The sequence below is a fragment of the Streptomyces sp. RKAG290 genome (assembly GCF_023701695.1).
GTDB lineage: Bacteria > Actinomycetota > Actinomycetes > Streptomycetales > Streptomycetaceae > Streptomyces.
Genome location: NZ_JAJOZC010000001.1, coordinates 1,307,360 through 1,321,077, shown reverse-complemented (window position 1 = coordinate 1,321,077; position 13,718 = coordinate 1,307,360). Strand labels below are relative to the sequence as shown.

Sequence of the window (13,718 nt, the reverse complement as noted above, 5' to 3'; positions counted from 1 at the left end):
CTACTCCCCGTACGCTCGGCGTCACACATTGGCGACCCCGGCAGCGCTCGCAACGCTCCGGGGTCGGTCGGCCAGTCCCGGGAGGGCGCCCCTGCAGGCCTCTCCTGGCGGCGGTGTCGTGAGTCGTCCGGGGCGCGGTTTGAGGCGGCGCCGGCTGACATCCGACCCGGGGTGTTGCCGGCGTCCTCATCGGCGTACGCTTGCTGGCGCCATGCCGTACGAACCACCCACGCACACCGTCGAGCGCTCACTGCGCGCCACCACCGGTGCCAAGACCGTCGCAGGTGTCGACGAGGTCGGACGCGGAGCGTGGGCGGGACCGGTCACCGTGTGCGCCGCCGTCACCGGTCTCCGTAACCCGCCCGCAGGACTCACCGACTCCAAGCTGATCAGCCCCAAGCGCCGCGCGGAACTGGCGCCGCTGCTGGAGCGCTGGGTCACCGCCTACGGTCTCGGCGACGCCTCGCCGCAGGAGATCGACGAGCTCGGGATGACAGCCGCGCTCCGGCTCGCAGCCGTTCGTGCCCTGGAGGCGCTGCCGGTGCGGCCCGACGTGGTGATCCTGGACGGCAAGCACGACTACCTGGGCCGGCCCTGGCAGGTACGTACCGTCATCAAGGGCGACCAGTCCTGCATCGCGGTTGCGGCCGCCTCAGTGATCGCCAAGGTCCGCAGGGACGCGATGATGGCCGAACTCGGCGCGGAATCCGGCGAGTACGGGGACTTCGCGTTCGGTGCCAACGCCGGTTATCCGTCACCCGTGCACAGGGCCGCGCTCGAGGAACGGGGGCCCACGGCCCACCACCGCCTCTCGTGGTCCTACCTCGACGGGCTGCCCAGGTGGCAGCACCTCAAGAAGGTCCGCTTCTCCGCCGAGGCGGCCGCACTGGAAAGCGGGGGCCAGCTCGGCTTCGACTTTTGATCGCACATATGTACCCACCCGCTGATGCCTTCTGCATCGGCGTTTGATAGACAATCACCCATGTCCCCCGAGGAGCCTCAGATTCACGAGAGCGCCCAGGGTCCCCGCGTCACGTCGGCCACCGGCCGCACCGCGTCGACCCCTCGTCCTGTACCCGGTCCGCGTTCAGCGGCCACGCCGCGCCCCGGTCGCCCGGGTCCCGGCCCGGCGAGGCCCGCGCCCCCGGCGCCGCGCCCGCACCCCACCTCCGGCCGGCCCCAGGCCGCACCGCCGGAGAATCGTTCCGCGCAGCAGCTCCAGCTGATCCCTGCCTCGCCCGACGGCGCGCTCGCCGCCGCCGACGAGGCGGTCGACCTGCTGCTCGATTCCGGCCGGGCACCCGGCGACATCCTGGTGCTCACCACGGGCGAGCAGCATCCGTGGGCGACGCACGAGCTGTCCTTCGGTGAGGCCGCCTACTGGGCCCAACACGAGGCCGGCGACGACGTGTTCTTCGCCGGCGCCGCAGCCGCGGACCGGCTGAAGCCCCGGCCGGTGGTGATCGTCGCGGTGAACGGAGTCGTCGACGGCGCCGCCACGCGCGCCCTGTCCGCCGCGCAGCAGCGCGCCGGAGCCCTGCTGATCGTCTGCGGTGACCCGCAGCCCGTCAACGCGGTTCTCGGCGCGGGAGTCTGACCGCACCGCACGCAGGCCTGTGGTGACCCGGCTGCCCGCAAGGGCGGCCGGGCCCACGACCGGGCCTGCCCGCAAGGGCGGCCGGGCCTGCCCGCGAGGGTGGCCGTGTCCGTCCGGTTTCAGCGCGCCGCGCTGCGGTGCAGAGCCTGCGCCGCACCGCCGCCGGAACGCAGCGGGGCCGGATCATGGTCGAGCGCGGTGTCGGCGAGGGCGGCCGGCTGCGACGTGGAGTTGGGCCGGCGGCCGCCGCGGCCCTCACCCAGCACCTGCCAGCCGCCTCGGGTCAGCGTGATGTACGCGCCGCACCGCAGGCCGTGCAGGGTGCAGGCGTCCCGGAGCCCCCACATCCACGCCCCGTCCTCCTCCGTCCAGCGCTCGTCGCCCTCACGGCAGTAGAGAAGTACCGCGGTGCGGACGGGTGTGCGGCGGCGGAGATCGTGCGGGATGACCCGGCGCAGGTGCGCCAGCAGTGAGTTACGGAATTCCCAGCCGTCCGCCGTCACCGAGCGACGGGCGAAGGAGGCGCTGGCCGTCAGGCGTTCCTCGTGATCGAGCACGGCGACGACGGCGGTCGCCGGAGTCGGCCGGTGCCTGGTGTGCAGGCCGCTGACGACCTCGCGCGGACTGCGCAGCAGCGGTATGCCCGCCGCGGCCCACTCGGCCGGTTCGAGCATCCGGGCAAGGCGGTTGGCGGAGTCGGTGGCTGGCGACATCGATGTGGCTGCGGACGGTGCGAATCCGAAGGTCACGGTCCTCCCTTCGCATACGCGCCCACGATGCGGGCAGGGTCGGGTGAGGGCGCACCGCGGCACAGCCCTTCCGGGCCGCGAAAGGGACCGTGCGGGGAGCGAGTTCAATTCTTCCTGGCGTATCGGCGGGCGGCAACGAGCAATTGGCGCAGCTGACGGTAATCAGCCGGAATGACACGGATATCCCTGCCCAGTCGGACCCCGGATGACGCCATCCGTCACGCCTGAACAGCGAGGACCAGCGGAAACACTCCCTCCGCTCCGGCCCGTCGCAGCAGCCTGGCCGCCACGGCGAGGGTCCAGCCGGTGTCCGAGAGATCATCCACGAGCAGTACCGGGCCGTGCGCCTGAGCCAGGGCCTCCGTCAACTCGGGCCCCACGACGAGCATCTCGTGCAGCGCCCGGACCCGCTGGGCGCTGTTGGTCTGCGAGATCCGGACCCCGTCGGCACCCGGAGCATGCCCGACGCTGCCCAGGAGGGGCATCCGCCCGACCTCGGCGATACGGCTGCCGAGGGAGTGGACGAGCTGGGGCCTGCTGTGCGAGGCGACGGTGACGACACCGACCGGCCTGGGCACGGCATCCACGGCCCCCGGCGCCCAGCCGCCGGGCCCCTTGGCCCAGTCGGCCAGGACCGTCACCACCGCGTCGGTCACATCGTCGGGTACCGGTCCGTCCGGGGCCTGTGCGGCCAGCATGGGGCGCAGCCTGTTGCCCCAGCCGATGTCGGACAGCCTTCCCAGCGCGCGTCCGGTGCCGGACAGTTCCCCCGCGGGGATACGGCCCTTGAGGTCGACGCCCACCGCGGCAAGTCCGGTCGGCCACATCTTGCGGGGTTCCACCTCGACGCCGGGCCTGCCGAGCTCGCCCCGAGCGGTGTCCAGCGCGGCCGTGGAGACCGCTTCGTCGAACCGGGCGCCGGCGCAGTTGTCGCAGCGCCCGCAAGGGGTCGCTTCCTCGTCGTCCAGCTGGCGGCGCAGGAACTCCATCCGGCAGCCGCTCGTGGTGGCGTAGTCGCGCATCGCCTGCTGCTCGGCGGCCCGTTGGCGGGCGACCCAGGCGTAGCGCTCGGAATCGTAGACCCACGGCTCTCCCGTGGCGATCCAGCCGCCCTTCACCCGCCGGACCGCCCCGTCGACGTCGAGGACCTTGAGCATGGTCTCCAGGCGAGTGCGCCGCAGGTCGACCAGCGGTTCCAGGGCAGGCAGCGAGAGCGGGCGCCCCGCCTGTGCGAGCGCGTCGATGGTGCGGCGGACCTGCTCCTCCGGGGGGAAGGCGACCGAGGCGAAGTACTGCCAGATAGCCTCGTCCTCCTTGCCCGGCAGCAGCAGCACCTCCGCGTGCTCGACACCGCGACCCGCGCGTCCCACCTGCTGGTAGTAGGCGATGGGGGAGGAGGGCGACCCCAGGTGCACGACGAAGCCGAGGTCGGGTTTGTCGAATCCCATGCCGAGCGCGGAGGTCGCCACCAGGGCCTTGACCCGGTTGGCCAGCAGATCGTCCTCCGCCTGTTGCCGGTCGGCGTTCTCGGTGCGGCCGGTGTACGACGCGACGGTGTGTCCGCACTGACGGAGATAGGCGGTGATTTCCTCGGCCGCCGCGACCGTCAGGGTGTAGATGATTCCCGAGCCGGGCAGATCCTTGAGGTGATCACCGAGCCATGCCAGCCGGTGCGCGGCGTTGGGCAGTTGCAGCACGCTGAGGCTCAGGCTCTCCCGGTCCAGCGGGCCGCGCAGCACCAGCGCGTCCGTACCCGCGCCGGTGCCCAGTTGCTCCGCGACGTCCGCGGTCACGCGGGCGTTCGCCGTGGCGGTGGTCGCGAGCACCGGCACGCCTGAGGGCAGATCGGCAAGCATGGTCCGAAGGCGCCGGTAGTCGGGCCGGAAGTCATGGCCCCAGTCGGAGATGCAGTGCGCCTCGTCGACCACGAGCAGCCCGGTCGCGGCGGCGAGCCTGGGCAGGACCTGGTCCCGGAAGTCGGGATTGTTGAGGCGCTCGGGGCTGACCAGCAGCACATCCACCTCTCCGGCGGCCACCTCGGCCTGGACGGTGTCCCACTCCTCGGTGTTGGACGAATTGATCGTGCGGGCGCTGATCCCGGCCCGGGCCGCGGCCGCGACCTGGTTGCGCATCAGTGCCAGCAGCGGCGAGACGATCACGGTCGGCCCACTGCCCTGCGCGCGCAGCAGCGAGGTGGCGACGAAATACACGGCGGACTTGCCCCAGCCGGTCCGCTGGACGACCAGTGCCCTGCGCTTGTCGGCGACCAGCGCCTCGATGGCCCGCCACTGGTCCTCACGCAGCCGGGCGGTGCCGGAGGCGTCCCCGACGAGTCGGGCCAGTACGGAATCGGCCGAAGCCCTGAGCTCTGCGCGGTCTGCGTTGGTCATGACCCCATGCAACCCGATGGGTACGACAAACCACGAACGGCCGCGCGGCGCCTGTGGATAAGTTATCCACAGGGGGTCGCGGATTCTCGCCGGGCACGAGACGGTCATGCCATGAACAAGCACCACGAATCCACCGGACCGTCCGACGAGCAGCAGATCACCCTGCGAGGCCCGGCCGAGCTGGCTGACGCCCTCCCGTACCTCATGGGATTCCATCCGAACGACAGCGTGGTCATGGTGGCCCTGCACGGCGGCCGTGGCCGCTTCGGCGGGCGGCTCAGGCTCGGCATTCCACAGTCCGCGCAGGAATGGCCGTCGGTCGCCGAGCAGCTCGCCGAGTGCCTGATCAAGGGGAGCGAACGGCGCGGCGGCCGGCCGGACGCGATCGTCATCTTCCTCTGCCAGGACCCGGCCGACGGCGAGACCGGCAACGGGACCATGGAGCGCCTGCGGCCCTTCGCCCAGCGCCTGCGGACCGCCTGCGGTGACCTGGACGTACCGGTGCTCGAAGCGCTCTGCATCTCCGACAACCGCTACTGGTCCTACTGCTGCCCCGATGCCCGCTGCTGCCCGGCCGAAGGTAATCCGCTGGCCATGCCCGGCACCTCGGTGATGGCGGCGGCAGCGACCTACGCCGGCATCCAGGTACGGGGATCGCTGCGTGAGATGGAGGCGAGGCTGGCGCCCCTGACGACCACGACGGGTAAGGAACAGCAGCAGGCCCTCGACTCGGCAGGTGCCGCGCTGGTGCCGAAGCTCCTGGAGGAGGAGAGCCGCAGGGAGGTCGGCGGCTCGACCCTGAAGCTCGCCCGGCGGCTCATGAAGCGCCTCGGGCAGGCGCCGGCGGCCGTGCCCTCGCTGGCCGACCTCAACGACGACCGGCTGATCAGCGACGAGGAGGCGGCCGCGGTGATTCTCGGTCTCCAGGACCGGGAGACCCGGGACCGGGCCGCGGAATGGATGGAAGGACCCGAGGCGCAGTCCGCACTGCGGCTGTGGCGGGCGCTGGCCCGCCGCTGTGTCCCGCCCTACGAGGAACACGCGGCGGCCCCGCTCACGCTGGCCGGCTGGGTCGCGTGGTCCACCGGCGACGAACCGGCTGCGCGGGTCGCGCTGGGCCTCGCCCTGCGACTGGACCCCGCGTACACCTTCGCCCAGCTCCTGCACGAGGCATGCAATCAGGGCCTCGATCCGGAGACGCTGCGACGCTGCCTGCGCGGTGAGCGCGGCACGCGGACGGTACGGCGCGGTCACCGTGCGGAACGGGTCGCGGGGGCCCGTTCCGCACGGGCGCAGGCAGTCGGGCGGCGCAGGACGCCGCAGGGCTCGGTCAGGCCCGGAACGGCAACCGGTCGACGAAGGGCCGGACAGTCGCGGGCCCAGGGGCGCCGCGGGTCCAGGACCGGTCGGTGAGGTCTGTGCGGTACGGGGTCCTCGACTGCGACTGCGACTGCGACTGCGACCGCGACTGCGACTGCGACCGCGACGGCCTCCAGGCACGTGATGGCAGTACGTACAGGCCGGGCGCACGGCTGCGAACCGCGGTGGTCGGGCAGGTGGCCGGGGCCGGGCCGCCTCGGGCGGTCGCCGGCAGCCTGGCCGTTGTGCGGGGCGGGCGGGGACGCGACCGGACGGGGCGGCGGTCAGCGGACGCGGGGTGGCGGTGCAGGAGGGGTGTCGGTGACCGCGCACTCGAGGGCGGGTCGTGGCGCGGCGGAGGCGAGTCCCGGCCGGTGCGGTGACGGACGAAGAGCGCGACGAAGGGAGTGTTTATCGTCAGGCAGACGACTATGATCACGACATGCCGCCCTACGACCCGTCGACCTTCCCGCCCTTCGCTGTCACCGTCGACCTGGTCGTGCTCACGGTGCGCCGTCACGCGCTCTGCGCCCTGGTGGTGCGCCGGGGCGAGTCGCCCTTCCAGGGCAGGTGGGCACTGCCCGGCGGCTTCGTCAAGGCCGACGAGGACCTCGGCGCCGCCGCGGCGCGTGAGCTCGTCGAGGAGACGGGGCTCTCCGCGCACGACCCTTCGGCCCCGGCCGCCGGGAACGGCGCCCACCTGGAGCAGCTCGCCACCTACGGGGACCCGGGGCGTGATCCCCGGATGCGCGTCGTCAGCGTCGCCCACCTGGCGCTGGCTCCTGACCTGCCTGCACCTCGGGCGGGCGGGGACGCGAACAGCGCGCGCTGGGCGCCCGTCGGTGACCTGCTCGGTCCGGAGGGCGGCTACGGCCGGGACGGTGAACACCGGGCGCCGTTGGCCTTCGATCACGCGCAGATCCTCGCCGACGGAGTGGAACGGGCGCGCTCCAAGATCGAATACTCCTCGCTGGCCACCGCGTTCTGCCCGCCCGCGTTCACGGTCGGGGAGCTGCGCAGGGTGTACGAGGCGGTCTGGGGCGTAGTGCTCGACCCGAGGAACTTCCACCGCAAGGTGACGGGCACCCCCGGCTTCCTGGTACCCGCCGGCGGCACGACCACCAGGCAGGGCGGCCGTCCCGCGCAGCTCTTCCGGTCGGGCTCGGCCACCGTGCTCAATCCGCCGATGCTGCGGCCCGAGGTCTGATCCTGCTTCAGCGATAGCGCGATGCCCGGGCGGGCATCGATACCGGTTGCAGGGGCCATTGCGGGACCAGGTGCGGGGCCGGCCGGAGCGCCGTAGATTCGACGCTCCGCAAAAAGTCGGATATGTCGGGTTATCTTGCTGCGGTACCCGCTGCTGTCGAGCGGTCTCACCTCCTGCGAGAGAAGCGATGCTCCAGGCCATCGGACTCACCAGCGCCCGCCACCGCGGTCTTCCGCCCGCCGTGGACGACCTCACGTTCGAAGCCGGTTCCGGCTGCGTCACCGCTCTTCTGGGCGCACCGGGCTCCGGCAAGACCGAAGCCCTGCGGCTGATGCTCGAACTCGAGCCGGGCCGGGGGATCACCTACTTCCGAGGCAGACCGCTGCACCGCGTGGCGCAGCCCGCGCGCGAGGTGGGGGTCCTGCTCGGTGACGTGCCGGGCCATCCGGTCCGTACCGCCCGCGGGCAGCTGCGCATGCTCTGCGCCGCGGCAGGGGTACCGGCGTCCCGGGCCGACGAACTGCTCGAAACCGTCGGCCTCGCCGGGCTCGGGGACCAGCGCATCGGCACGCTCTCCCTCGGTATGGACCGCAGGCTGGCCCTCGCGTCCGCGATGCTCGGTGATCCGCACACACTCATCCTCGACGAACCCGCGGAAGGCCTCACCACCCGGGAGGCCGGCTGGCTGCACGGGGTGCTGGAGTCGCACGCCGCCCGGGGCGGCACCGTCCTGTTCACCACCGGCGATCCCAAGGAGGCCGCACGGTCGGCGGGCCATGTGGTGACCATCGACAGGGGACGAGTGGTCGCGGACCAGGGCGTCGCCGACTTCTCCCGGACCCGACTGCGCCCCCGTGTCGCGGTGCGTTCCCCGCACGCCGCCCGCCTCGCCGCTGTCGTCAGCCGTGAGGCGCGAGCGGCCCGGCGCTCCGTGGAGGTCGTCACCGAGGCGAGCAGGAGCCGTCTCTCCGTGTACGGCAGCAGTTGTGCGGAGATCGGCGACGCGGCGTTCCGTCACGGACTTCCCGTCCATCAGCTCGCCGACGAGATCGGCGACGCAGGCCCGTTCGCCGGCCATGGCGTCCCCGGCCACGGCATTTCTGAACCCGGCGTTCCCGGAGACGAGACTCCCGGAGGCGTCACGTCCGAGGCCGCCGGTGACGGGAGTGGGCCCGCACGGCGTCCGGCCACCGGTCCGACCGGGCCGGACCTTCCGCCGCCGATCAGGCGGCGTCCGGCCCGCGGCCCGCTGCGGCCGGTGCGTTACGAACTGCGCCGTCTCTTCGGGACCAGGACCACGACCTTGATCATGGTCATCGCCCTGGTCGCCTCGGCCGGGATCTCGGTCCTGCTCGCCCGCAACGGGCGTACGCCGCTGCCGAACGTGCTCGCCGCCTGGCCCTCCCTGCTCCCGCTGCCGCCCGCGGCACTCGGCGCCGGGCTGCTCGGCGCGCTTTCCTTCGGTGACGAATTCCGCTACCCGGCGCTCGCGGCGGGCCGCGGCACCGTCCCCCGCCGCCTCGGTCTCCTGGTGGCCAAACTGGCCGTGTCCGCGGGCGTGGCGCTGCTGCTCGCACTGCTTGTCGTACTGGCCTCCGCGGCGTCACTCCGCCTTTTCTACGGCGCTGACTTGACCCGGATTCCGCCGAACGTGTTTTCGCTGGCCGTGAGTTGGTCGGGCCTGACCGTCGGCTGTGCCTGGGCCGGGCTGCTGGCCGCCGGGGTCTTCCGGGTGACCGCGGCGGGTGTCGCCGCGGTACTCGCCGTGCCGGTGCTGATGGTTCCGCTCGTCCAGAGGATGCCGAAGGCGCCGACCGCCCGTTCGATGACCGGTCTTCCGGGCCGGCTGCGGGATCTGGCGTGGCTGCAGTGGCCGCATGAGACGGACCGGTGGGTGCTGGCCGCGATGCGGGTCGTGGCGCATCCCGTGGGGACCGCACTGACCTTGTCGTTGTCGGTCCTCATCTGTGCGTATCTGTTCACCAGCCTTCGCGGCAGGGTGCGTTGGTGATCGCTCAAGGGTGTCGGACCCCCTTGAGTCTCATAACTCCGTTGGAAATGCCCTATTTATACCGATAAGGCGTCAATTGAGAGGCGGGTGCCGATCACCCTTTCGTGTGCTTTTCACCAAAGACCTCAAGGGGCGGCTGAGCCGCGCCGACAAAGGATGCGTGAGTACCCTTGCGCACACCATGATGACCGCCGCCCGCTCCGCCGACTCCGGCCTCGCCGGCCCGGGCGAACTCGACCGCTACAGCTACGCGGAGGCGCCGGCCGGCGAGCGTGCCGCCAGTCGTTCCTGGAGCGGTCCCGACAACGAGCTCGGCCGGGTGGGCCGGCGGGGATCGGCCAGCCGTGGCCGCGGCCTGCACGGCCAACTTGTTCAGCAGCTGGGACAGATGATCGTTTCCGGGGACCTGGGTGCGGACCGGCCCCTGGTGCCGGAGGAGATCGGCCAGCGATTCGAGGTCTCCCGCACGGTTGTGCGGGAGTCGCTGCGTGTGCTGGAGGCGAAGGGGCTGGTCAGTGCCAGGCCCAATGTGGGCACCAGGGTCCGGCCCGTCAGCGACTGGAACCTGCTCGATCCCGACATCATCGAATGGCGTGCCTTCGGTCCGCAGCGTGACGATCAGCGCCGCGAGCTGGGTGAGCTCCGGTGGACGATCGAGCCGCTCGCCGCCCGGCTGGCCGCAGGCCATGGCCGTGAGGATCTTCAGCAGCGCCTTACCGACATGGTCGAGATCATGGGGCACGCGCTCGGACAGGGTGACGTGATCACGTGTGCCCGGGCCGACGTGGAGTTCCACGCCCTGTTGATCCAGGCCGCCGGCAACCGCATGCTGGAGCACCTCTCCGGCATCGTTTCCGCCGCCCTGCAGGTCTCCGGCGGGCCGGTTACCGGTTGTGACCGCCCCAATGAGGCATCGCTCGGCCACCACGCGCGCATCGTCGACGCCCTCGCGTCCGGCGACTCCGCGGGTGCCGAAGCGGCCATGCGTCAACTGCTCGTGGTCCACCCCGAGGTGGAGCGAGTGGTGCCGGCGCCGCGCGAGCACTGAGCGCAGCACGGTCAGGGTGTATGAGCCATGTGTCGCCGGACCCCCACGGTCCGGCGGCACAATTGTGGGGGGATGTTGCCCCTGGTCGCGTTCGTCGCATATGAGGTGTGACTCGGGCCACGCGGATTGGGCGTAACACTCCTCGAAACAGCGCGATGACTTAAGAGGTGACCGCCGCGGAAGGAATACAGCAGCCATTCAGTGCGCTGTGGAGTTCTGAGGTGTAGCCCGCGCCGTCGGTACATTCCCAGCCCGACGGTCGTCGGTCCAGCCCTCTCCGGGGCCGGGCCGGAAGCCGTTTCCATCGTTCCGAGAGGTTGTTCGTGTCGGCCAGCACATCCCGTACGCTCCCGCCGGAGATCGCCGAGTCCGAATCTGTGATGGCGCTCATCGAGCGGGGAAAGGCTGATGGGCAGATCGCCGGCGATGACGTGCGTCGGGCCTTCGAGGCTGACCAGATTCCGCCAACCCAGTGGAAGAACGTTCTGCGCAGCCTCAACCAGATCCTCGAGGAAGAGGGTGTGACGCTGATGGTCAGTGCCGCGGAGCCGTCCAAGCGCGCCCGCAAGAGCGTCGCAGCGAAGAGCCCGGTCAAGCGCACCGCCACCAAGACTGTCGCGGCCAAGACGACCGTGACGCGGACCGTCGCGGCCACCGCCGCCCCGTCGGCCGAGACCGCGGACGGGGTGGCCGATGACGCCGCCGCGACCGCCCCTGCGAAGAAGGCGGCAGCCAAGAAGACGGCTGCCAAGAAGACCGCCGTGAAGAAGACGGCGGCGAAGAAGACTGCGGCGAAGAAGGCCGGCAAGCAGGACGACGAAGCCCTCGACGGCGACGACGCAGTCGAGGAAGTCAAGGCCGGCAAGGGTGACGAAGAGGAGGGCGAGGGCGAGAACAAGGGCTTCGTCCTCTCCGACGACGACGAGGACGACGCACCTGCGCAGCAGGTCGCCGTCGCCGGCGCCACGGCCGACCCGGTCAAGGACTACCTGAAGCAGATCGGTAAGGTCCCGCTCCTCAACGCCGAGCAGGAGGTCGAGCTCGCCAAGCGCATCGAGGCGGGTCTCTTCGCCGAGGACAAGCTGGCGAACGCCGACAAGCTCGCTCCGAAGCTCAAGCGCGAGCTGGAGATCATCGCCGAGGACGGCCGTCGCGCCAAGAACCACCTGCTGGAGGCCAACCTCCGTCTCGTGGTCTCGCTGGCCAAGCGGTACACCGGCCGCGGCATGCTCTTCCTGGACCTGATCCAGGAGGGCAACCTCGGTCTGATCCGCGCGGTCGAGAAGTTCGACTACACCAAGGGCTACAAGTTCTCCACGTACGCCACCTGGTGGATCCGTCAGGCGATCACCCGCGCCATGGCCGACCAGGCCCGCACCATCCGTATCCCGGTGCACATGGTCGAGGTCATCAACAAGCTCGCGCGAGTGCAGCGTCAGATGCTCCAGGACCTGGGCCGCGAGCCCACCCCGGAGGAGCTGGCCAAGGAACTCGACATGACCCCCGAGAAGGTCATCGAGGTCCAGAAGTACGGTCGCGAGCCGATTTCCCTCCACACCCCGCTGGGTGAGGACGGGGACAGCGAGTTCGGTGACCTGATCGAGGACTCCGAGGCGGTCGTGCCGGCCGACGCGGTCAGCTTCACGCTCCTCCAGGAGCAGCTGCACTCGGTGCTCGACACCCTCTCCGAGCGTGAGGCCGGTGTGGTCTCCATGCGCTTCGGCCTCACCGACGGACAGCCGAAGACGCTGGACGAGATCGGCAAGGTCTACGGCGTGACGCGTGAGCGCATCCGTCAGATCGAGTCCAAGACCATGTCGAAGCTGCGTCACCCGTCGCGTTCGCAGGTGCTGCGCGACTACCTCGACTAGATCACAGGACAGCACGGACCGAGGGCCCGGATCCCATGGGGGATGCCGGGTCCTCGGCGTATGTGCGGGTGCGGATCGGCGTCGGCCGAATGACTCTGGGTAGGCAAAGCCCATCACAGAGTCAGGAGTACGTATGTCCCGTACCGTCGTCCGCGCCATGACGGGGGCACTCGCCCTCACCGCCGCCGCGGCCGTGATACCGCTCGCATCCCCCGCTCCGGCAGTCGCGGACAGCATCGTGATCGGCGGTCAGCCCGCTCACGTCAAGGACAGCCCGTGGGTGGTGGCGCTCTCCAGCCGTGACCGTTTCGGAGGTAGCCGCGCCGGTCAGTTCTGCGGGGCGGTGGTGGTGGGACCGAAAAAGGTGCTGACGGCCGCGCACTGCCTCAGCCAGGAGGCGCTCGGTGTCGATGTCGACCAGGTGAGCGATCTGAAGGTCATCTCCGGCCGGGACGAGCTGAGCGGTTCCGGCGGCAAGGAGAGCGCGGTCAGCTCGACGTGGGTCAACCCCGGGTTCGACGCCACCACCAACAGCGGCGATGTCGCCGTGCTCACCCTGGCCGAAGCGCTGCCTGAGCAGAGCGTGATTCCGCTGGCCGAGGCCGGTGACGCCGGGTACCGGTCAGGCACTGCCGCGGTCGTCTACGGGTGGGGGGACACGACGGGCAACGGCGACTACGCAACGTCACTCCGGTCCGCGAACGTGACCGTCCTGTCGGACAGCTCGTGCGAGCAGGCCTACCCGGGCGGCAGGAACGGCACGTACGAAGCCTCTGCGATGCTCTGCGCGGGCGAACCGCAGGGCGGGTACGACGCATGCCAGGGAGACAGCGGAGGGCCGCTGGTGGCCGCTGGGCGCCTTGTCGGGCTGGTGTCCTGGGGCAGCGGTTGCGGCCGCGCGGGGAGCCCCGGGGTCTATACGCGGATCTCAGCCGCCATCGGGTGGATGGCGGACGCCGCCTGACCACTGACGGGCGCAGGTACGAGAACGGGCGGCTCCCTCTTTACGGAGGGAGCCGCCCGTCGGTCGGTCCAGGACCGGCCCCTGGCTCGTCGTGGATGTGAGGTGTCAGTGTTGTTCCTCTTCGGCGGCTTGGGCCTGCACGGCCGTCAGTCGGTCCGTCTCATCCTGTATTTCCGCGGCGATCTTCTTGAGTTCCGGCTCGAACTTGCGACCGTGGTGGGCGCAGAAGAGCAGTTCACCGCCACTGATCAGGACGACGCGCAGGTAGGCCTGGGCGCCGCAACGGTCACAGCGGTCTGCTGCGGTCAGCGGGCTCGCGGGGGTCAGAACAGTAGTCACGTCGCCTCTTCTCTAGCTCGACGAGCTGTCGTACCAGGGTCAACATCCAACCAGGCCGAAAACGTTCCCGCTCGTGGCTTTTCTTCGAAACTTCTTCTCGAGATGGCTGTCTGTTGCCGGTTCGCGGCGAATGTGCCGTATTGCGGGGCGCTACGGTTTCGCGTTGCTTGTCTTGTTCGGTCA

General features: G+C 70.8%; 11 protein-coding genes. 8 read left to right on the top strand and 3 right to left on the bottom strand.

Annotation, left to right across the window (positions count from 1 at the left end; all coding sequences use genetic code 11):
• Window positions 1–211 precede the first annotated feature (211 nt).
• Both LNW71_RS05675 and LNW71_RS05670 read left to right on the top strand, forming a co-directional pair.
• Window positions 212–922 (top strand): ribonuclease HII, encoded by a 711-nt coding sequence (locus LNW71_RS05675; protein ID WP_250967237.1) that lies wholly within the window; start codon window positions 212–214, stop codon window positions 920–922.
• 60 nt (window positions 923–982) lie between these two features.
• The gene (locus tag LNW71_RS05670; RefSeq protein ID WP_250967236.1) at window positions 983–1,597 is read left to right on the top strand and encodes a hypothetical protein; all 615 of its coding nucleotides are present in this window, start codon (window positions 983–985) and stop codon (window positions 1,595–1,597) included.
• Window positions 1,598–1,716: 119 nt separating this feature from the next.
• Here the strand turns inward: LNW71_RS05670 and LNW71_RS05665 are convergent, their stop codons facing one another.
• Window positions 1,717–2,346, bottom strand: a complete 630-nt coding sequence (locus tag LNW71_RS05665) for a hypothetical protein (RefSeq protein WP_250967235.1) — start codon at window positions 2,344–2,346, stop codon at window positions 1,717–1,719.
• 218 nt (window positions 2,347–2,564) lie between these two features.
• Window positions 2,565–4,736, bottom strand: a complete 2,172-nt coding sequence (locus tag LNW71_RS05660) for a RecQ family ATP-dependent DNA helicase (RefSeq protein WP_250967234.1) — start codon at window positions 4,734–4,736, stop codon at window positions 2,565–2,567.
• A 111-nt stretch (window positions 4,737–4,847) separates the two neighbouring features.
• Here LNW71_RS05660 and LNW71_RS05655 point away from each other — a divergent pair, with 111 nt between their 5' ends.
• The 6 genes from LNW71_RS05655 to LNW71_RS05630 all read left to right on the top strand — a co-directional run bounded on the left by LNW71_RS05655 (window position 4,848) and on the right by LNW71_RS05630 (window position 13,196).
• Complete coding sequence (locus tag LNW71_RS05655) at window positions 4,848–6,149, top strand: DUF4192 domain-containing protein (protein ID WP_250967233.1); 1,302 nt, start codon at window positions 4,848–4,850, stop codon at window positions 6,147–6,149.
• 388 nt (window positions 6,150–6,537) lie between these two features.
• Window positions 6,538–7,302 (top strand): NUDIX domain-containing protein, encoded by a 765-nt coding sequence (locus LNW71_RS05650; RefSeq protein WP_250967232.1) that lies wholly within the window; start codon window positions 6,538–6,540, stop codon window positions 7,300–7,302.
• Between the two features lie 187 nt (window positions 7,303–7,489).
• A complete protein-coding gene (locus LNW71_RS05645) occupies window positions 7,490–9,313 on the top strand; it encodes an ATP-binding cassette domain-containing protein (RefSeq protein ID WP_250967231.1) in 1,824 nt (607 codons plus the stop codon).
• Window positions 9,314–9,473: 160 nt separating this feature from the next.
• Window positions 9,474–10,361, top strand: a complete 888-nt coding sequence (locus LNW71_RS05640) for a FadR/GntR family transcriptional regulator (RefSeq protein WP_250971906.1) — start codon at window positions 9,474–9,476, stop codon at window positions 10,359–10,361.
• Window positions 10,362–10,684: 323 nt separating this feature from the next.
• Window positions 10,685–12,232: an RNA polymerase sigma factor gene (locus tag LNW71_RS05635; RefSeq protein ID WP_250967230.1), complete on the top strand. Its 1,548-nt coding sequence runs from the start codon at window positions 10,685–10,687 to the stop codon at window positions 12,230–12,232.
• Window positions 12,233–12,365: 133 nt separating this feature from the next.
• Window positions 12,366–13,196, top strand: coding sequence for a serine protease (locus LNW71_RS05630; RefSeq protein WP_250967229.1), 831 nt, complete (start codon window positions 12,366–12,368; stop codon window positions 13,194–13,196).
• Between the two features lie 105 nt (window positions 13,197–13,301).
• Here LNW71_RS05630 and LNW71_RS05625 read toward each other — a convergent pair whose 3' ends face one another.
• Window positions 13,302–13,535, bottom strand: coding sequence for a hypothetical protein (locus LNW71_RS05625; protein ID WP_024489001.1), 234 nt, complete (start codon window positions 13,533–13,535; stop codon window positions 13,302–13,304).
• Window positions 13,536–13,718 lie beyond the last annotated feature (183 nt).